Source organism: Rhodococcus sp. IEGM 1241, from assembly GCF_033142365.1.
In the GTDB taxonomy this organism is placed as follows: domain Bacteria; phylum Actinomycetota; class Actinomycetes; order Mycobacteriales; family Mycobacteriaceae; genus Rhodococcus_F; species Rhodococcus_F erythropolis.
In genome coordinates this window covers 39,572-58,825 of sequence record NZ_JAWLSE010000002.1, presented here as the reverse complement: position 1 = coordinate 58,825, position 19,254 = coordinate 39,572, and the positions used below count along the sequence as shown (strand labels likewise).

Annotated in this window: 16 protein-coding genes; 10 read left to right on the top strand and 6 right to left on the bottom strand. The window is 63.7% G+C overall.

From position 1 onward, the window contains the following. Positions 1–3: 3 nt before the first annotated feature. The 3 genes from R4P70_RS09870 to R4P70_RS09860 all read right to left on the bottom strand — a co-directional run bounded on the left by R4P70_RS09870 (position 4) and on the right by R4P70_RS09860 (position 4,414). Positions 4–1,581 (bottom strand): alpha-(1->6)-mannopyranosyltransferase A, encoded by a 1,578-nt coding sequence (locus R4P70_RS09870; RefSeq protein WP_020969867.1) that lies wholly within the window; start codon positions 1,579–1,581, stop codon positions 4–6. A gap of 98 nt (positions 1,582–1,679) precedes the next feature. Then, positions 1,680–3,272 carry a phytoene desaturase family protein gene (gene crtI, locus R4P70_RS09865; protein ID WP_172932073.1) on the bottom strand — a complete coding sequence of 531 codons (1,593 nt, stop codon included), beginning with the start codon at positions 3,270–3,272 and terminating at the stop codon, positions 1,680–1,682. A gap of 2 nt (positions 3,273–3,274) precedes the next feature. After that, on the bottom strand, positions 3,275–4,414 hold the full coding sequence (locus R4P70_RS09860) for a polyprenyl synthetase family protein (RefSeq protein WP_021344573.1): 1,140 nt from the start codon (positions 4,412–4,414) through the stop codon (positions 3,275–3,277). A gap of 170 nt (positions 4,415–4,584) precedes the next feature. On the opposite strand from R4P70_RS09860, the gene R4P70_RS09855 reads away from it, so the two are divergent. Continuing rightward, positions 4,585–5,574, top strand: coding sequence for a methylenetetrahydrofolate reductase (locus R4P70_RS09855; protein ID WP_003941803.1), 990 nt, complete (start codon positions 4,585–4,587; stop codon positions 5,572–5,574). Positions 5,575–5,621: 47 nt separating this feature from the next. Here R4P70_RS09855 and R4P70_RS09850 read toward each other — a convergent pair whose 3' ends face one another. The 3 genes from R4P70_RS09850 to R4P70_RS09840 form a co-directional block, all read right to left on the bottom strand. After that, positions 5,622–6,416 (bottom strand): LppM family (lipo)protein, encoded by a 795-nt coding sequence (locus R4P70_RS09850; RefSeq protein ID WP_225989382.1) that lies wholly within the window; start codon positions 6,414–6,416, stop codon positions 5,622–5,624. 70 nt (positions 6,417–6,486) lie between these two features. Continuing rightward, positions 6,487–8,085 carry a phytoene desaturase family protein gene (locus R4P70_RS09845; RefSeq protein WP_021334095.1) on the bottom strand — a complete coding sequence of 533 codons (1,599 nt, stop codon included), beginning with the start codon at positions 8,083–8,085 and terminating at the stop codon, positions 6,487–6,489. Next, entirely contained in the window at positions 8,082–8,687 is a 606-nt protein-coding gene (locus R4P70_RS09840; protein WP_019748882.1) for a GNAT family N-acetyltransferase, read from the bottom strand. The genes R4P70_RS09845 and R4P70_RS09840 overlap by 4 nt, the downstream gene beginning before the upstream one ends. Positions 8,688–8,834: 147 nt before the next feature. Between R4P70_RS09840 and R4P70_RS09835 the strand changes: the two genes are divergently transcribed. The 9 genes from R4P70_RS09835 (at position 8,835) to mraY (ending at position 19,253) form a co-directional block, all read left to right on the top strand. Next, on the top strand, positions 8,835–9,386 hold the full coding sequence (locus R4P70_RS09835) for an SAV_6107 family HEPN domain-containing protein (RefSeq protein ID WP_241841102.1): 552 nt from the start codon (positions 8,835–8,837) through the stop codon (positions 9,384–9,386). Between the two features lie 237 nt (positions 9,387–9,623). Continuing rightward, positions 9,624–10,070, top strand: a complete 447-nt coding sequence (locus tag R4P70_RS09830; RefSeq protein WP_019748880.1) for a DUF3040 domain-containing protein — start codon at positions 9,624–9,626, stop codon at positions 10,068–10,070. A gap of 597 nt (positions 10,071–10,667) precedes the next feature. Then, positions 10,668–11,099, top strand: coding sequence for a division/cell wall cluster transcriptional repressor MraZ (gene mraZ / locus R4P70_RS09825; RefSeq protein ID WP_003941779.1), 432 nt, complete (start codon positions 10,668–10,670; stop codon positions 11,097–11,099). Between the two features lie 190 nt (positions 11,100–11,289). After that, on the top strand, positions 11,290–12,303 hold the full coding sequence (gene rsmH / locus R4P70_RS09820) for a 16S rRNA (cytosine(1402)-N(4))-methyltransferase RsmH (RefSeq protein ID WP_029538264.1): 1,014 nt from the start codon (positions 11,290–11,292) through the stop codon (positions 12,301–12,303). Next, entirely contained in the window at positions 12,300–12,944 is a 645-nt protein-coding gene (locus tag R4P70_RS09815) for a hypothetical protein (protein WP_019748878.1), read from the top strand. The genes rsmH and R4P70_RS09815 overlap by 4 nt, the downstream gene beginning before the upstream one ends. Next, positions 12,941–14,815: a peptidoglycan D,D-transpeptidase FtsI family protein gene (locus R4P70_RS09810; RefSeq protein ID WP_020908076.1), complete on the top strand. Its 1,875-nt coding sequence runs from the start codon at positions 12,941–12,943 to the stop codon at positions 14,813–14,815. Before R4P70_RS09815 ends, R4P70_RS09810 begins: the two co-directional genes overlap by 4 nt. A 168-nt stretch (positions 14,816–14,983) precedes the next feature. Next, positions 14,984–16,618 (top strand): UDP-N-acetylmuramoyl-L-alanyl-D-glutamate--2,6-diaminopimelate ligase, encoded by a 1,635-nt coding sequence (locus R4P70_RS09805; protein ID WP_021344563.1) that lies wholly within the window; start codon positions 14,984–14,986, stop codon positions 16,616–16,618. After that, positions 16,615–18,174, top strand: coding sequence for a UDP-N-acetylmuramoyl-tripeptide--D-alanyl-D-alanine ligase (locus R4P70_RS09800; protein ID WP_317830753.1), 1,560 nt, complete (start codon positions 16,615–16,617; stop codon positions 18,172–18,174). Before R4P70_RS09805 ends, R4P70_RS09800 begins: the two co-directional genes overlap by 4 nt. Further along, entirely contained in the window at positions 18,171–19,253 is a 1,083-nt protein-coding gene (gene mraY, locus R4P70_RS09795; RefSeq protein ID WP_003941699.1) for a phospho-N-acetylmuramoyl-pentapeptide-transferase, read from the top strand. Before R4P70_RS09800 ends, mraY begins: the two co-directional genes overlap by 4 nt. Position 19,254 lies beyond the last annotated feature (1 nt).

The window sequence follows — 19,254 nt, the reverse complement described above, 5'->3', positions numbered from 1 at the left end:
GGATCACGCAGATTCTGACGTCGAGGGCGCCGAGGCGGCTGACGTCATTTCGATCGGTTTCTCGTGTTTGCGTCCACGAAGTCTGAGTGGATCTTCCGTCTGCAAGGACATAGCCGCGATCACGGCAGCGACGATGGCCAGAGCCACATGCGGGAAGGTGTAGAGGCCGATCGATCCGTCAGGCTGGAACACCAGCATCAGCCAGGTGGACAGCCCGGTCAGTACGGCGAGAGTCGTCGGCGACATTGCGAAACCGGCCGCTACTGCCAGCGGCCAGGAGTAGTACCAGGGGAGTGCTGCGGGGGACAGAACGACGATGGCGACCATCACGATCACGATGCCCATGACGGCGTCGCGCTCGGTCTTGCGGTAGCGCCACCACACGACGGCGATGATCGCGATCAAAACAACCGCCGAGATGGTCCGGGAGACTTCGAGGATGTCGTTGAAATGGTCACCGGCGAACCAGGAGGTGGCCATGGTTCCGATGTGCGCCACGATCGTCGGCAGCGAGAGCCAGTTGATGATCTTTGCCGAACCCGAGAGTGCGGTCGTCCAGCCGAGGCCGACTCCGGCGATCAGTGAGGTGGATCCGAGTACCGCCACGAATACCGCGAAACCTGCACCGGCCGTTTTGACGAACGATCGGATCGGTGACGCCGGTTCTCGCCCGGCCGCGGCCGCGTCCTCCCGTTCGTGGATCATCCAGATCCAGACGATGAAGGGAAGTGCGACGCCCGCGGTTGCCTTGATCGCGACGGCGAGTGCGATCAGCCCAATTCCGAACAGGTGCTTGCGTTCGAGAGCGAGCGCAATGCCCGCGGCCATGAGGCCGACCATGAGCATCTCGTTGTGAACGCCGCCGATCAGGTGGATCAGGACGAGGGGATTGAGTACTGCGAGCCACAGGGCGATCGAGGTGTTTCCGCCGAGCTTCGTCGCGAGATGGGGAACGGCCCACATCATCAGGGCGAGTCCGGGCAGCATCGTGATCCGCAACAGCATCGTGCCGGCGATGACGTTCTCGCCGGTCAGCCGAACGATGGCGTCGGCAAGGAGAAGGTGAACCGGGCCGTACGGGGTAGTTGTCGTCGTCCACACGTTGGAGACGTTGTCGAGCAGGATTCCCGGATTGACGACGGGGCCGACGGCATACGGGTCGAAGCCGTTGCGTAACAAGGCGCCCTGTGCCAGGTAGGAGTAGGCGTCACGGCTGAACATGGGCACCGCGAACAGCAGCGGAAACGTCCAGACCGGGACGACGTAGCGCAGGCCGCGCAACGAGACGTCACCGCGCAGAGTCGAGCGGCCCAGTCGAACCCAGGCAGCGATCATGCACAGGACACCGATCCAGACGATGGCCGCCGACAGAATCGATCCGTGTCCGAAACGGAGCCAGGACAGATGCATCGACTCGAGCAGCGGATCTTGGCGCCGGACGCTACCGGCACCGAATCCGCCGAACGTGATCATGACTGCGCCGAAGAAACCGAGCAGTGCACTGTGACCTTCGGGAGTCCGAAGGAAATTGGCGGCCCTTAGGTGCCACGGTCTTTCAGTGGCTGCGGCAGAGGACGTCATCGGTGCAGGTTCCTCCCCCGAGGAGATCGGTGTCGATCGGCGCATGCAGCGCCCGAGTCGGTGAATCGTGGATGAATGGTCGGTTACGAGGGGCTAGTTTAGTTGCTCGCACGAGTGCCCACCGCGCTGGCTCGCTCGCGTGTACCGGTAATACGTTCGGCGGCGAGCCGGCCGGACAGCAGAACGGTCGGTACTCCCACCCCCGGAACGGTTCCCGATCCGGCGAGAACGACGTTGTCGAAGCCGCGGGCGAGGTTCTTGCGTCGGAACGGCCCCGTCTGGGTGAAGGTGTGTGCCGCCGCGAACGGGCTACCCGCGGCCATGCCCTTCTCGAGCCAGGTCTGCGGGGTGTCGACGTGATCGATATCGAACCCCTCGACCAGTCCCGTATAGCCACGTTCTTGCAGCGTGAGGATGATTTCACGCACGTAGGCCGGGCCGAGAACTGCCCAGTCGAGCGGCGCACTGTCCAGATTCGGGCACGGCGCGAGGACTGACAGCGGTTCACGGATCCGGCCGTCTCGCGAGAAGGCCAGGCTCGGGTCGGTCTGCGCCGGTCGGGTGACGAGCAGTGACGGATCACTCATCAATTGCCCGCGGCCGCGGCGTGCCGTGATCTCGGCGAAGGTGCGCTTCCACGCCTCGCCGAAGTCGATCATGTGGTGTCGCTGCGCGGGCCATCCGTCGGCGACGGCTGAAGAAACAGTGCCGTGAATCACGACCGCGGACGGCGATGTACGCACCGGTCGCGGGCGCAATCGCGTATGCGGGCGCAAGAGGGAGTCCGTGACGGCCATGTCGGGGGTGAGGACTGCGACATCACAGTCGTAGCTCTCACCGTCGCGTGTGTGTACGGCACGCACGCGACGGTCGCTCACCTCGAGTCGTTCGACCGTGCGGCCGAGATGCAGAATTCCGCCGGCCTCGGTGAAAGCGTCGGCCATCGACTCGGCGATCGTGCGCATCCCGCCCTCGGGAAAGTAGACGCCCAGTGAGGTGTCCATGTGAGCGATCGCCCCGTACACCGCGAGGGCTCGAGACGGAGCAACTCCCGCATACAGCGCTTGGAAAGTGAAGATCCGCCGGAGGCGAGGGTCGCGGATCTTGCGATCCACCTGCCCGCCCAGTTTCCCGAATCCTCCCAGTGCGACGAGTCGGCTCAGATCCTTGACTGCTTCACGCGAATTGACCAGTCCGAGGGGAGAATCGAAGTCGGCGTCCATGAAGCGGTCGAATTCCGCGTCGAAGATGCGGTTCAGCCATCGCCGCAACGCACGGTATCGCTGCGCTTCTTCCGGCCCGCAGACACGAGAGACTTCGGCAGCCATGTCTTCGGGGTCGGCGTGAACATCGAGAGAGGTGCCGTCTGCGAATCGCGCGTGGTACGTCGGATCGAGCTTGTGCACAACGAATTTGGGGTTTGTCGAGTCGGGGTCGGCGCCGACGGCCGCAAGAGCGTCTTCGACGAGTTCGGGCATCGTGAGCACCGTTGCGCCGTTGTCGATGCTGTAGTCACTGCCCTGGTAGACACCGACTCGCCCGCCGACCGAGCCGTTGCTCTCGAGGATCGTGACGTCGCGGCCGGCGCCACGCAGATACAACCCCGCAGACAGTCCGGCAAGTCCCGCGCCGACGATCACGACTCGATCGGTCGGCGAGCTGACGGTTCGAGTGCGGTGCACGTCTGCCACGGTCAGTAGCTTCGCTTCGTGGCCGCGATCGCCATATCGGTCAGGCGAGCCTTGGACTCTGCCGTTGCCGTGCTCGAGTCGAGGGCGTTCGCAGCTGCCTCGACGAGGGTGTCGATCTGCGTTTCGACGTCGGTGACGGCGCCAAGATCGGTGATCACCTGACGCAGAGTGTCGACTTCGTTGTCGGTCAACTGGGTGCCGATTCCGTTGCGGAGCAGTTCTGCTGCCGCCGGATCTGCGGCGTCGGCGCGGGCAAGCGCCATCGCGAACAGGACAGTCCGCTTACCGGCGATGAGATCGTCGCCCGACGGTTTGCCCGTGACGGACGGATCTCCGAAGACACCGAGCAGGTCGTCGCGAAGTTGGAAGGCAATCCCGATGTCGGTGCCGAACGTCCGGTAGGCATCGATCAACTCGGCGTCTGCACCGAACAATGCGGCGCCGAGGTGCAGTGGGCGTTCGATCGTGTACGCGGCGGTTTTGTAACGGTTGACCCGCATGGCTGCCTCGACGGTCTCGTCTCCGCGGGCTTCGTTGCTGATGTCGAGGAATTGGCCACCGAGCACCTCGGTGCGCATTGCCGACCAGACCGGGCTCACTCGTGCGGCCGCGTCGGGGCTGATCCCGGATTCTCGGATCATGTCGTCAGCCCAGGCCAAGGCCAGGTCGCCGAGAAGAATGGCGACGGCCTCGCCGAAGTGCGCGGAGTCGCCGCTCCACTCCTCGCCTCGGTGCTGGTCCTCGAATTCGACGTGAACGGTCGGGAAGCCGCGCCTGGTCGTTGATGCGTCGATGATGTCGTCGTGGACGAGCGCGCAGGCCTGCACCAGTTCGAGGGCCGCGCATGCACGAATCACCGCCTCCGCGTCGCTCCCGTTCGGGTCGCCTCCGGCGCCGAGCCATCCCGTCCAAGCGAACGAGGGCCGGACGCGCTTTCCTCCGCGCAGGACGAAGGCTTCGAGGGTGCTGACGGCTTTCTCGTATCCACCGCCGATGTTCGAGACGAGTTCGCGGCGTGAATCGAAGAAGTCGCGGAGCGCTCCTTCGAACATGCCTGGCAGTTCGAGTGAGGTCGGATGCGGTGCGGTGTTGGTCGAACTCTGTCCAACGCGCGCGGTTCCTGCGGACAGGGTGGCCTCCAAGATCGGTATGTTCTCGCGCCGGAGGGTTACACGGAAGCGAGCTTGAGGCCCAGCTTAGTGGGGGTTGGAATCAACGGGGGTTCGGGCCGTGAACTGCGTGATCCTGACATTCGGGATACGCGGTCCTGGGCGATGAGCTTGTTTGCAGCTGGAAAACATATGCTTGACCGGTGACATTCGATCCAGTCAGGGGCCGCTCCAGCGAGGGGTGGGCCACCCGAACACCGTCGATCGTCGATCGGATCGCTTCCTCGACAGGTAGCCGTATTCCGTTCTCGGTCGAGTTTTCGCCGCCGCGCGACGCTGACGCCGAAGCGCGCCTGTGGCGTGCGGTGCGTACCTTCGAGCGGCTCGGACCGGCGTTCGTCTCGATGACTTACGGCGCAGGTGGCTCGACGCGCGATCGTACGGTGCGCGTCACCGGCGAACTGGCCGAGGAGACGACCCTGCTGCCGGTTGCTCACCTGACTGCCGTCTCGCACAGCACCGAAGAACTTCGCGCCATGGTCGGTGCGTACGCCGATCGTGGGATCAGCAACATCCTCGTGTTGCGCGGCGATCCGCCCGGCGATCCTCTCGGCGAGTGGAAGAAGCATCCCGAAGGCGTCGAGTACGCCGAGGAACTCGTGCGGATGGTCCGTGACCTGGGCGACTTCCACGTCGGCGTCGCGTCGTTCCCCGAGGGGCATTACCGCGCTCCGGACTTGGCGTACGACACGAAGTACCTGGTGTCGAAGTTGCGTGCCGGCGCCGAGTACTCGATCACGCAGATGTTTTTCGACGTGGAGGACTACCTGCGTCTCCGTGACCGGGTGAGTGCATACGACGCAGAACAGGGCGCCAAGCCGATCATCCCGGAGATCATGCCGGTGACGTCGCTGCGCTCGGTGAGGCGCATGCTCGAGCTCTCGGGCTCGTCGTTGCCTCCCGCCCTCGAACGCCGATTCGACGCCGCGGCCGGAAGCGGTCCGGACGAGAACCGTGCAGCGGTCCGCGAACTCGGCATCGATCTGGCCACCGAGATGGGAGAGCGGTTGATCGCCGAAGGCGCTCCGTGCCTGCACTTCATCACGTTGAACTTCGCGCGCGCCACCAGTGAGGTCCTCGAGCGACTCGGTCTCACCCCCGACACCTCTGTCGGGACAGCACAAGCCGTCTGATCCCGGTTGCCCCGCTCGACACCTATCGAGGGGGCAATCGTCAGGCGCTACTTCGTGGTGTTTTTCGGATTCCTGTTGTCAGCTTGCTTGCTGCCAGGTGATTTCGTGACAGGCGTCTTCATGGCCGGTGCTTTCGCGGCGGGCGCGCGCTTGATCGGTGCTCGATTGCGCGCCATCCAGGCCATTGCACCGACGATAATCGCGACACCGAGCGCCAGTCCGGCCATGATTCCTGCCCACCCGGCGAAGCTTCGGGTGCTGGGGTCCGCGTAGTTGACCTCGGCGCGCATTGTCGACACCTCGCCGGCGGGCAAAGTCCACGACACCCGGGAATCGCCGTCTCGTGTTCCGTTGGTCGTGCCGACCCGTGCCGGGAAGGCGATGCTGACCTGGACGTCGGCGCCCTGAGTCGGAACCGTCTTCAGGTCTGCCTTGCCGTCGAGCGTGACGGTGTCCCCGGATCGCTTGAGGGTGATCTGGAACGACCCGGATCCCTCGGCATACATCGAGCCCAGTTGGGCGACGTCACCGAAGGACAAGTCGCTGAAGAACGCCTGGCTGCCGACGTATCCGTCCTTCTTGTATTCCTGAACCCGTATCTTGTCCTCCAGCGAGGAAGGCGGGGTCAGCTGCGGACCCTTGTCCGCCTCGTTCGCCGGAATAGCGGCAGCTACCACCTGTCCGGTCACACGATCGTTCGCGGACACTCCCATCGACACCTGCACGCGGATGCACCCGGCAAGCAAGGGAACAAGCATGAGGGCGAGCGCGGCAACCGTCAGGAAACGTTTCCGACTGGTCGGCTTGGCGGCGGGATCGGTGGACTGTTGCACAGTGGTCATCGTGCCAGCCGTGGCGTAGCCAGTCATCGAGGCGGGGGCGTGTCGGCGGGTGAAGTTCGGCGGGTGACCTTCACGACCTGCTCGAACGACGCAGCCACTGACTCGCTTTACCCCGGCGGCTGTCGGACAGTGCGATTCGAGCGGCACTGCGACCACTGGCTCCGGACACACCACCACCGGGATGCGTCGAAGCTCCGGTCAGATACAACCCGTCTGCTCCCGGAACGCGATGGCCGGACAGTTCGGGAAGCGGTCGCCACAACATCATCTGATCGAGTGACATCTCGACGTGCATGACATTTCCGCCGATCATCCCCAATTCCGACTCGATGTCGCGGGGAGTCTGAATGAAGCGGTCGAGGACGGAATCGGTGAATCCGGGTGCAAAAGCCTCCATCTCGCCGACGATCCGGTCGGCCTCGGCCTCGGCGACCGACGCCCAATCGCGATGTCCGCTGAGACGATACGGCTGCCACTGCGACCACAGTGTCACCTGATGCCGCCCGGCCGGGGCGATCGTGGGATCGATTCCGCTGAAACTCATTCCGAGAACCGCAGGGCGAGGAGGCAGTTCCCCTGCCAGTGCTGCGCCGTGTGCAGTGCGCAAGTGGGCGCGATCGGAAACGAGTAATTGCAATCCCGAGGTACTTTCCCGTGTCGTGGCGTCGCCGCGGTAGGACGGGAGCGCAGATGTCGCCAGTCGCAATACAGCGCCGATGCCGGGGCCGACCCTGATCTTCCGCCGCCAGTGATCGAGCGTGGTTCGGTCGAAGCCTCCGTTGCCCAGGAGATCGAGTGTCGTGAGGATGTGGCAACCCGCGATTACCTTGCGAGCGTGAACTTCTCGACCGCTCTCGGTTGTGACGGTCCAGTGATTCGAGTTCCGGCGGATCGACGTCACGCCGTCACCGAGCGCGACGGTGGCGCCGTCGACAGCCATCCGGGATGCCAACGCAGCACTCAGTGCGCCGCTCCCTCCGACTGCTCGCCCGGGCGGCAGGACGTGCATGAGGGCCGCGAAGCCGACCATCGGAGCGGTTCCCGGTTCCGACATCGGAGGCCCGGACTGGGCGCCGAACCACGCCAACGCTGCCTTGAGTGCCTCACTGTCGAAATACTCGTCCAGCAGTGCGTCGCCCGGCGCGAGGAACTGCCGCGACAGTTCGCTGTTGCCGCGCGCTGTGGCCAGTCCTCCGAACGCACCGATCAGGTTCGATCCGGTAGGCGGTGTGGAAAATGCCTTCATCACGTGTCGGCTGCGCTCCGACCAGACCGCGACGAACCGCCGGTACGCGTCGGCGTCCTTTGTCCCGCAAGCTCGTTCGATGGACTGGCAGGTTGCATCGAGGTCGCGATGAAACACGATGCCCGGCCCGTCGGTGCCAGGGGCGGGCGGAGCGAACGCCCACGGGTCACAGTCGATGTAGCGAAGGCCGTGCGCGCCGAGTCCGAGTTCCTCGATGATGCCACTGTGTCGGATCATGAGGTGCGCAGACGACCCCCGGTCCACCTTGTATCCGGGAAATCGCTCGACTGTCGAGACGGCACCGCCGAGAACCGTGTCCTTCTCGAGAACCTCGACCGACCAACCCTCACGTGCGAGATACGCGGCCGAAACGAGCGCGTTGTGTCCGGAACCGACGACGACGGCGTCGAGAAATGCGCTCACAGCGGCAGTCCACGGCCGAGGACCGCAAATGGCCGGTTGTCGCCGGCAAAACGAAATCTGCGGAGCACGTCGCAAAAGCCGAGACGGCGGTACAGCCGCCAGGCTCGGTTGTCCTCGTCGAAGACCTCAGGTGTCGACAACAGAACGCTGCGTTCGGTTCGATCGACGAGGAGGTGGCGCAAGAGCGATTCGCCCAATCGGTGACCTTGACCGTTCGGATGCACGTGGAGTTCGGTGAGTTCGAAGTAGTCGCTCAGAATCGCGTCGATCTCGCTTTGAGGGCGACCCGAGCGCCGAAGCCCGTGCAGTACCTGTTGATGCCACCACTGGTCCGGGCTCCCGCGATACCCGTAAGCGATCCCCACCAGCGGCAGATTTTCGTGTGACGGTTGCTGGGGAACCGCCAATGCGCCGACGGCTTTCCAGCCAGGCCGGTTCGCGTGCTCCTGCCACATCGGTGCGCGATGGAACTCGGTTCCTCGCGGATAGTCCATCGCAGTGACGTACACGGCCAGTGCCTCGTGGAGTCGACTCGCGAATTCTTCACGATCGAGGTCGACCGTATGTGGTGTCCAGGCGATCTGCGGGTCGACCGGTCTCACCTCTTCTCTTGACGGCGTGTCGGTGGGTGCAGTTATATTGAATAGGTCGAACAGATGTTCGATGTGGGTGATCCGGAGATGCCCGAAGGGAAGCGGGCATCTCCGGCCCACCTGGCCTTGGATCCTTACGGTGCAGGAGGTGCCCCGATGTCCGAGCATGTAAAGCCTGATCGTGTGAAGTGCCAACGAACTCTTCCGGCCGAGTTGTCGAGCCCGTCGGATGCCGCAATCTCGCGATTGCCGATATCGGCGAGGCGGTCCTTCGGTGCGACGGACGCCAGCCACCGCACTGCGCAAGTGGGAAAGCCCGGTGTGGCGTGGGGGCTCCTCCGGAAGGCGGATGCGCTTCTCGAGGAAGCGATTGGGGCGGGCGATCCTGCCGACCGGTTCCGGTGTGCCTATCTGGCAGCACTACGTGGTGCCGGGGCAGTGTTGGCCGCAGCTCCTGCCGGTGCCGGATCGAAGCGCAAGCGAAGCGGAAACGCGTGGGTTCTGATGGACGCCGCAGCGCCCGCGTTCGGAGCGTGGTCGAAGTTCTTCGCGGGGTGGTCCGCTGCGCGTGCGGCCGTGGAAACCGGTGTGTCGATCGTGATCACGGACTCCGATTCCGATGCATTCTTCGCCGAGGTCGGTCGTTTTCTCACGGCGGTCGAAGATTTCATCGGTCAGGACGCGTCCGAGCATTTGCGAGCGTCGTGAACAAATGGTCCGTGTTGGCAGTTGTTTCCGGGGAATTTCCTGGTCCGCACAGGCAAATGGAGCCGAATCGGGGCCCTTCGGCACGAATACGTACGCTTGTGGCGGAACTCGTACCCGGAGTTGGTGGTCCGAGACCTAAACTGCTCGTATTATGAAAACAGGTAATCGTCCAACTTGATTACCCGCCGCCCCACACCGTGGGGTGGTTGCCAAACTTCCAGTGCCGGGGGAGGTACCGTGCCACTCTCCGAGCACGAGCAGCGCATGCTCGATCAGATCGAGAGCGCTCTCTATGCCGAAGACCCCAAGTTCGCCTCCAATGTGAGGGGCGGCCGTATGCGGGCGCCGTCGAGTAGACGGCGGTTCCAAGCAGCGGCTCTATTCGTGCTGGGTCTGGTCCTGCTGATCGCGGGGGTTGCCCTCCCGCTCAAGCCGGGCGGTTTTCCGATCATCAGCCTGTTCGGTTTCTTGTTCATGTTCGGCGCAGGGGTCTTGTTCCTCTGGGGTGGTGGACGCAAGTCCGCAGCAGCAGCCGAACCCGCTTCCGAAGGTGGCAATCATCCCTCCGGTCCGCCGGGTAGGGGTAGTGCCGGTGGATCCGGGCGGGGACGCGGCCGCAAGTCCGGCGGCGGATTCTCTTCGCGGATGGAAGATCGATTCAAACGCAGGTTCGAGCAGGACTAGCTCTCCCGCCCTTCTTCGGGCGTACTTCGAGAGTGGTGCAGTTCGGACATGACGCCCTCTGTAGGGCACGGACGACCACACGTGTGGCGGTCGGCAACTTAAGGTTGCCGACCGCCACACGTCGTTGGTGTGGGTGTTGTACATGTGTGCCGGCAATCCATCGAAGTGAATCAGTGACGCGCGAGCGAATCACTCGCCACCCACGGTCGCCCCTAGGCAAGCCCGCGGGCTTCCTCCACTTCGCTCCACTCGCCCCTCCACTTTCCTCCACCCTGGTCGAACTGCAACGCACGACCAGACCTCGTCCCGCTCACGTCTATTCGAAAACCGCGCTTGTACTGCGATTTTGCTTGGGGGAGCGACAAATCGTGGCGTGAAGGGTCGATATGACTGCGGTGTGGGCCGGGACACGGTTGCAAATTTCCCCCACGTATCCCCACCTGCGCTGACCTGCTATTTATCAGCAAATGATGCTGAATAGGGACCATGTGCTCCTTGTTTGTGGGGGAAAGTGGGGTACTGTGGGTTCGGGCGGAGAGCTGAAGCACGATCCGCTCGATAGGGAGGGTTTCAGCGCAAGCTCGCAGGAGGTGTCGAGTGTTCCTCGGTACCTTCACGCCGAAGCTCGACGACAAAGGTCGGCTCACGTTGCCGGCAAAGTTCCGAGACGAACTGGCAGGAGGATTGATGATCACCAAGAGTCAAGATCACAGCCTCGCCATCTACCCCCGGGACGAGTTCGTCAAGCTTGCTCGAAAGGCAGCGGCAGCTCCACGCAATGATCCGGCAGCTCGGGCGTATGTACGTGCCCTGGCCGCCGGTACAGATGAACAGCACGCCGATGCCCAGGGGCGAATCACCCTCTCGGCTGATCATCGGCGTTACGCAAACCTGTCCAAGGAATGCGTAGTGACCGGCTCCGTCGATTACCTCGAGATCTGGGATCTAGCAGCCTGGGAGAGGTATCTCGGAGACAACGAAGAGGACTATTCGCAGGCAACAGGCGAATCTCTCAGCGAGATCGTCTAGGCGAAGAGCCCCCGGCGAATGCCGCGAGGCCTCTGCCCGGAAAGACCCTGACGCACTTCCCCAGCGCCAGGTTCTCCTTCGGGCAGGGACCTCGAAGCATTCGCCTTCTCGAACAGTCATCGCCTTCTCGGAAAGTCAGCACCTTTTCGAAAAGTCATCGGAAATCATGAAAGTAGGAGCCGGAGCAATCATGGTGGATCACGAGGTGAACGAACCCTCGGATGCCGATGGCTTCGCGCACGTCCCCGTACTTCTGCATCGTGCCGACGATCTTCTCGGCCCTGCCATCACCGCCGTCGGTGACGGTGGCGAAGGCGCATACATGATCGATGCGACGTTGGGGCTCGGAGGCCACTCCGAATTCTTCCTCGGCAAGTACCCGGGCCTTCACCTCATCGGTCTCGATCGCGACACCAACGCACTCCGCATCGCTGCCGAGCGTCTGGCGCCATTCGCGGACCGAACCACGTTCGTGCACACCACGTATGACGGGATCGAAGACGCGCTCGAACAGGCAGGTCTGCCGTCGACGGAGTCGGTTCACGCGATCCTCTTCGATCTGGGTGTGTCGTCGATGCAGTTGGACGAAGCCGACCGAGGTTTTGCGTACTCGATCGACGCCCCTCTCGACATGCGGATGGATCAGACGGTCGGGCTGACCGCGGCAGAGGTCCTGAACACCTACAGTCACGGCGACCTTGCTCGCATTCTGAGCACGTACGGCGAAGAGCGGTTCGCCGGAAAGATTGCGTCCGAGATCCTTCGGCAGCGTGAGCGTGAACCATTCACCACCAGTGCAGCTCTGGTCGAGTTGCTGTACCGAACAATCCCGGCGGCCACGCGGCGTACGGGTGGACACCCGGCCAAGCGCACCTTCCAAGCGCTGCGGATCGAAGTCAATGCCGAGTTGGATTCGCTTCGCGCGGCCGTTCCTGCCGGGCTCGATGCACTGGCAGTCGGTGGGCGAGTGGTGTTCATGTCCTACCAGTCGCTCGAGGATCGAGTTGTGAAGGCGGAGTTGGTTCCCCGCTCGAAGTCCACCAGTCCTGAAGGTCTACCGGTCGAGTTGCCGGGTATGGGGCCGGAGTTCCGCATTCTCACCCGTGGCGCAGAACGTGCGTCTGAGCAGGAAATCGAAGAGAACCCACGATCAGCTCCGGTGCGTTTGCGTGCCGCAGAACGCATTTCCAGGAGGCGGGCATGAGTCGTCAGGGCAAATCCGGTGCAGCGCAACGCGCATACGACAAGCGCACCGCACGGGCGGCAGGCCGGACCGGAACTGCCGCTGCTGCCGGCCCGTCGATCTCTCCTCGGGCGATGCTCAAGGGGCGGGTACCGTTCGTGGCCTCCGTTATCGGACTTCTGTCCATCGGTCTCGCGGTGACTCTGCTGCTGACCACTCGCGCTGCCGAGGATTCGTACCAACTCAGTGATGCACGTGCATACAACCAGTCTTTGGTCGAGCAGAAAGCAGCGCTCGAACGTGACTTCCAGTCGCGTAACTCGGCTCCGGAGTTGGCAAATCAGGCAAGCGCTCTCGGCATGGTCCCCGCCAAGGACCCTGCACGTCTGGTAGTTCATCCGGATGGTTCGGTCGAGGTCGTCGGAACGCCGACTCCCGCGACTGCCGGCGCGATGCCGCCGCTCGATGCGCCCACATCTGTGCCCGCACCGACCGCGACACCGCCGCGCACCACAACGCCGGTTGTTCCTGGAGCCACGCCGAGCGTTCCGAATAACACGCGAAACCTCGCGCAGAGTGAACAATTGGTTCCTGTTATCCCCACGACGACAGCACCCGCCACCACGACGGCGGTGCCTGCTCCGCCTGAGGAACGTCGGTGAGTCAGAACTCCCGTAACAACCCCGGTCGGCGTCCGCGCCGCTCGGCCACTGCCTCATTTCCGTTTCGTCAGCGAGTCGGTCGTATCACCATGTGTGGTGCGCTCGCCGTTGCGGCATTGCAGCTCTTGTGGATTCAGGGAATCGATGCGCCGAGCCTGGCTGCGGAATCTGCGAATCAACGAACCACGACGCAGGTCGATCCGGCCGTACGCGGCTCGATAACCGATCGCAACGGAAACCCCCTCGCGTTCACCATGGAAGCCAAGGCGCTGACTTTCCAGCCGGTGCGAGTACGCAAGGAACTCGAGGAAGCGCGCGCGAAGAGCATCGAGCAGGGCGCCGAGGGTGACAAGCAGGCGCCGGAAGTCAGCGATCGCCTCGCCGAGATCGCCGCCGGAATCCACGCCAAGCTCGGCGATACCGTTCCGGAAAAAGATCTGCTTCAGAAGATGAACAGCAACGAGACTTTCACGTACCTCGCTCGCAGCGTGGATCCGGCGGTTGCTGCCGAGATCTCGGACAAGTTCCGGGAGGTCGGCCTCGAGCGACAGGACATCCGCGAGTACCCCGGTGGCTCTCTGGCGGCGAATCTCGTCGGCGCGACCGGCTGGGACGGGCACGGTTTGCTCGGCCTCGAAGATTCGATGGACTCCACGCTCGCCGGAACCGATGGATCCGAAACGTACGACCGCGGTTCCGACGGCGCTGTGATCCCTGGTAGCTGGCGTGACAAGCAACCGGCCGTCAACGGTTCGGGCGTCGAGCTGACCATCGATTCGGACCTCCAGTTCTACGTTCAGCAGCAGGTCCAGATCGCCAAGGACAAGTCGGGCGCCAAGAACGCTTCGGTTGTGGTCATGGACTCCAAGACGGGACAGGTGTTGGCCATGTCCAACGACAGCACCTTCAACCCCGCGATCGGCATCGACAAGAACGCGCCGACAGCCGAAATGGGCAATCCGTCGGTCAGTACGCCGTTCGAGCCCGGATCGGTGAACAAGATCGTCACCGCAGCAGCGGCCATCGAGGACGGTAAGACAACTCCGGACGAAGTCCTGCAAGTCCCGGGCAGCATCACGATGTCCGGTGCCACAGTCAAGGATGCGTGGGATCACGGTGTGGCCCCGTATACCTCTACCGGTGTGTTCGGAAAGTCCTCGAACGTCGGCACCTTGATGCTCGCTCAGCGAGTGGGCGAGGATCGCTACGCAGACATGCTGAACAGGTTCGGCCTCGGACAACGCACAGACGTCGGACTTCCCGGCGAGAGCGCCGGCAGCGTCCCGAGTCGCGATCAGTGGTCCGGCGGAACCTTCGCGAACTTGCCGATCGGGCAGGGTCTTTCGATGACAACCTTGCAGATGACCGGGATGTACCAGGCCATTGCCAACGACGGTGTGCGAATTCCTCCGCGAATCGTGAAGTCGACTGTCGATTCTTCCGGCACTCGGACCGAGACGCCGCAGCCCGAGGGTGTCGAGGTCGTCAGCGCCCAGACAGCGTCGACGGTTCGGGACATGTTCCGATCGGTCACTCAGGAAGACACCGGCAACCAACGAGGAACCGGTGTTGCCGCGGGCGTCGAGGGATACCAGGTCAGCGGAAAGACCGGCACCGCGCAGCAAGTGGATCCCGCGTGCAAGTGCTACTCCAACTCCAACTACTGGATCACCTTCGCGGGGATCGCGCCCGCGGACAACCCCCGATTCGTGATCGGAATCATGCTCGACGCACCGGTTCGCGGTGTGGACGGCGGCGGCGGTCAATCGGCAGCACCGTTGTTCCACAACATCGCGTCGTGGATGCTGCAGCGTGACAGCGTTCCGATGTCGCCGGACCCCGGTCGCAAGTTGGTGTTGCAGGCGGACTGATTGCGGTGTGTCGGTTTCGACAGGGTCTTCGGGTGAATCCCGGACACGGTAATCTCAAACGTCGCAGTAACCTCATTCATCGCAGTACGCCGAACTTTGCTTGCGCTGCGACCGCCATAGAACAACGACCGCGATAGAACAACGACAATTGCCAGGAGTCGAGTGACAGTGCCGAATCGTTTGCAATCGTCGAACTCGGACGGCGCTCCCGGGACGCGTCCGACACAACCGGTTGCTACCGCGATCACGGCGCTCTCCGAACTGTCCGGAGCTCGCCTCGAATGGGTCGGGCAACCGGGATCACAGTCGTCGGAGGTCGTCGTCAAGGGTGTCGACCTGCGTGCGCAGGGAATCGTGGCCGATGACCTCTTCGCCGCTCTGCCCGGTGCCAGGACGCACGGCGCTCAGTTCGCCGTCGACGCTCTGGGGCGCGGTGCGACCGCGATCTTGACCGACGAGGCCGGCCTCGAATTGATCGAGGCCGCCGGCAAGGCGCCCGACCGGTCCGTCCCGGTTCTCGTTCATCCGAACCCGCGGGATGTGCTCGGTGAGATCTCAGCGGAGATCTACGGCCGGCCCTCGGAGAAGATGCAGGTCGTCGGCATTACCGGCACATCCGGCAAGACGACGACGTCGTACTTGCTCGAAGCAGCGATTGCCGGAGCCGGCCGCAAGCCCGGTCTGGTTGGCACCATCGAGACTCGGATCGACGGCCGCCGAGTACCCAGCGCTCTGACCACGCCGGAAGCTCCGCAACTCCATGCTCTGTTCGCCGTGATGGCAGAGCAGGGGATCGATACCGTCGTCATGGAGGTGTCCAGTCACGCGCTCGCTCTCGGACGCGTCGACGGCATCCGCTTCGACATCGGCGCGTTCACCAATCTTTCGCAGGACCACCTGGATTTCCATCGGGACTTCGAGGAGTACTTCCAGGCCAAGGCTCGACTGTTCGATCCCGAGTCGACGGTGCGAGCCGAGCATGCCGTCGTCTGCGTCGACGACGTATGGGGTCGACGGATGGCTGAGCTGGCCGCGACCGACGAGAGCGATGCGGTGACCACGGTCTCGACCTCGACGGCCGAGGCCGAGTGGAAGGTCGGCGCCGTCCAGGTTGCCGAGGACGGCTCGCAGACCTTCGAGTTGGTCGGACCGGACGGACAATCGTGGCCCGTCTCGCTTCGCCTCCCCGGTCGATACAACGTGGCCAACGCAGCCTTGGCACTGACTGTCAGCTTCGCGGCCGGACTCGATCCGGACGCTGCTGTTCGAGCACTCGGAACGGTGGATGTCCCCGGACGGGTCCAGCGGATCGACCGCGGGCAGAGCTTCCTGGCAGTGGTCGATTACGCCCACAAACCGGCGGCACTCGAAGCCGTGATCGCCACCCTGCGCAATCAGGTTCCCGGCCGAGTGGCTGTGGTCGTCGGTGCGGGCGGTGACCGCGACGCCGGCAAACGCACCCTCATGGGCGAAGCTGGTGCGAGGGGCGCAGACCTGCTGATCGTCACCGACGACAACCCGCGCACCGAGGATCCCGCGAAAATTCGCGCTTCGGTTATGCAAGGCGCCATCGACGTTCCCGAATCCGAACGCGGCGAGATTCGCGAAGTGGGGGACAGGGCGCTCGCGATCGAGCAAGCAGTCCGGTGGGCGCAGCCAGGCGACGTAGTACTGGTGGCAGGCAAAGGCCACGAAGTGGGTCAAGAAATCGACGGGGTCAAACACCCATTCGACGACCGCGAGGTGTTGGGCGAAATGATCGGCCGATTCGCGATCAACACAGCACATGGAGGCAAGCAATGATCCCGATGACGCTCTCTCGGATCGCCGAGATCGTCGGAGGAACCCTGCATGACGTCGACGATCCGTCGACTCAGGTGACAGGAACCGTCGAATTCGATTCGCGCAAGGCTGGTCCAGGTGGACTGTTTCTCGCACTCCCCGGCGCACGCGTCGACGGTCACGACCATGCGGAAGCGGCGGTGGCCGCCGGTGCGGTGGCGGTGCTCGCAGCGCGGCCGGTCGGGGTTCCGGCGATAGTTGTCCCGTCGGTACCGAACGACGGTCCGAGCGCTGTGATGTTGCTCGAACATGACACAGACGGATCCGGGGCTGCCGTCTTGCATGCCCTCGGCCTCCTGGCCAGGGCCGTGGTCGACGAACTGGCAGCAGAGGGGTCGGCTTCGGGGGGCGGGCTGACGCTGGTCGGTGTCACCGGTTCGGCAGGCAAGACCTCGACCAAGGACCTGATTGCGGCGCTGCTTCGCGAACGCGGTGAGGTGGTCGCCCCACCAGGCTCGTTCAACAACGAACTGGGTTTGCCGTGGACTGTGCTCCGCGCCGACGAGAAGACCCGCTTCCTGGTCCTCGAGATGTCGGCCCGTGGGGTAGGTCACGTCGGCGAACTGACCAAGATCGCGCCGCCGAAGATCGGCGTCGTTCTCAATGTCGGCACCGCCCATCTCGGTGAATTCGGTTCGCGTGAAGCGATCGCGGTCGCCAAAGGTGAACTGGTGGAAGCACTCCCGTCGGCAGCCGATGGTGGAGTTGCGGTCCTCAACGCCGACGACCGCATGGTCGCCGCAATGGCGAGTCGGACCAATGCCCGGATCGTATTCGTCGGCCAGTCCGAAGACTGCGACGTTCGGGCGACCGACGTGGTTGTCGACGACCAGGCCCGGGCTTCCTTCACGCTGAACTGTTCACAGGGTTCTGCGCGTATTCGCCTGGCCGTTCACGGCGAACACCACGTGAGCAACGCCCTAGCCGCGGCGGCCGTCGCACTCGAGAACGGCCTCGCGGTTGCAGACATCGCGCGTGTCCTCGAGGGCACGAAGGCAGCGTCCGCGAGGCGGATGGAAGTCACCGAGCGCGCCGACGGCGTCACCGTCGTCAACGACAGTTACAACGCCAATCCCGATTCCATGCGCGCTGCGCTCAAAGCGTTGGTGTCCATGGCGCGATCGGATCGGCACTTCGGGCGCCGTAGCTGGGCTGTGCTCGGTGAGATGGGTGAACTCGGGCCGGAATCGGTCGTCGAGCATGACGCGATCGGTCGCCTGGCCGTCAGACTCGATGTCAGCAAGTTGATCGTCGTCGGAACGGGCCGCACCTCGCGTGCGATGCATCAAGGTGCGGTGATGGAGGGGTCGTGGGGTGACGAGTCCGTCGTCGTGCCAGACGCAGCTGCGGCAATCGCCATTCTCGAAGCGGAACTCGAACCGGGCGATCTCGTCCTGGTGAAGGCGTCCAAGTCGGTGGAACTGTGGACGGTCGCCGAAGCGATTCTGGCCGCAACGCCCAGCGACAACACCGGTGACGCGAACACCGATGGCGAGAACGGCGGGGATTCGCAGTGATCCAGATTCTTCTCGCCGCAGGCATCGCGCTGGCGGTCTCCATCATGCTCACGCCGATCCTGATCAAGGCGTTCTCGAAACAAGGTTTCGGGCAGGAGATCCGAACCGAAGGTCCAGCCAGTCACCAGGCCAAGCGCGGCACTCCCACGATGGGCGGCGTCGCGATCCTGACCGGAATCTGGGCCGGCTATCTCGGCTCACACCTCATCGGTCTCGGCATGGACAACGCGGAGGGGCCATCGGCGTCCGGCCTACTCGTTCTCGGTCTGACCACCGCGCTCGGTGGAGTCGGTTTCCTCGACGACTTCATCAAGATCCGCAAGCAGCGCAATCTGGGACTGAACAAGACCGCGAAGCTGGTCGGCCAGTTCGTCGCTGCCATTGCCTTCGGAATCTTGGCCCTGCAGTTCCGCGGTGACGACGGGCTGACTCCGGGCAGTGTTCATCTGTCGTACGTCCGCGACATCGCCACCGTCTCACTCGGTTCCGTGGTCTTCATCGCCTTTTGCTACCTACTGGTCAGCGCCTGGTCCAATGCCGTCAACCTGACGGACGGCCTCGATGGACTGGCCGCCGGAGCGATGAGTTTCGTTCTCGGCGCCTACGTCATCATCACGTTCTGGCAGTTCCGCTACTCGTGCGAGACGAATCCCGGTAAGGGTTGCTACGACGTCCGAGACCCGCTCGATCTCGCGGTGCTCTGCGCGGCAGGCGCCGGCGCGTGCATCGGTTTCCTCTGGTGGAATGCCGCACCCGCCAAGATCTTCATGGGCGACACCGGTTCTCTTGCCCTCGGCGGCATGCTCGCCGGATTGTCGATCACCACAAGCACGGAACTGTTGATGGTGGTCATCGGTGCACTGTTCGTCGCGGAGGCCGCGTCGGTGGTGATCCAGGTAGCGGTGTTCCGGTCCAGCCGACGGCGGGTCTTCCGAATGGCGCCGTTCCATCACCACTTCGAACTCGCCGGGTGGGCTGAAACCACGGTCATCATCAGATTCTGGTTGCTGGCGGCTATTGCGTCGGCTATCGGATTGGCACTCTTCTACAGCGAATACCTCGCAGCGCTCGGAGGCTGAA

Bases quoted from the DNA above. Each gene is read 5' to 3' on its own strand.
- R4P70_RS09870 (WP_020969867.1), bottom strand. From the start codon at position 1,581: ATGACGTCCTCTGCCGCAGCCACTGAAAGACCGTGGCACCTAAGGGCC.
- R4P70_RS09850 (WP_225989382.1), bottom strand. From the start codon at position 6,416: ATGACCACTGTGCAACAGTCCACCGATCCCGCCGCCAAGCCGACCAGT.
- R4P70_RS09835 (WP_241841102.1), top strand. From the start codon at position 8,835: ATGTCCGAGCATGTAAAGCCTGATCGTGTGAAGTGCCAACGAACTCTT.
- rsmH (WP_029538264.1), top strand. From the start codon at position 11,290: ATGGTGGATCACGAGGTGAACGAACCCTCGGATGCCGATGGCTTCGCG.
- R4P70_RS09815 (WP_019748878.1), top strand. From the start codon at position 12,300: ATGAGTCGTCAGGGCAAATCCGGTGCAGCGCAACGCGCATACGACAAG.
- R4P70_RS09800 (WP_317830753.1), top strand. From the start codon at position 16,615: ATGATCCCGATGACGCTCTCTCGGATCGCCGAGATCGTCGGAGGAACC.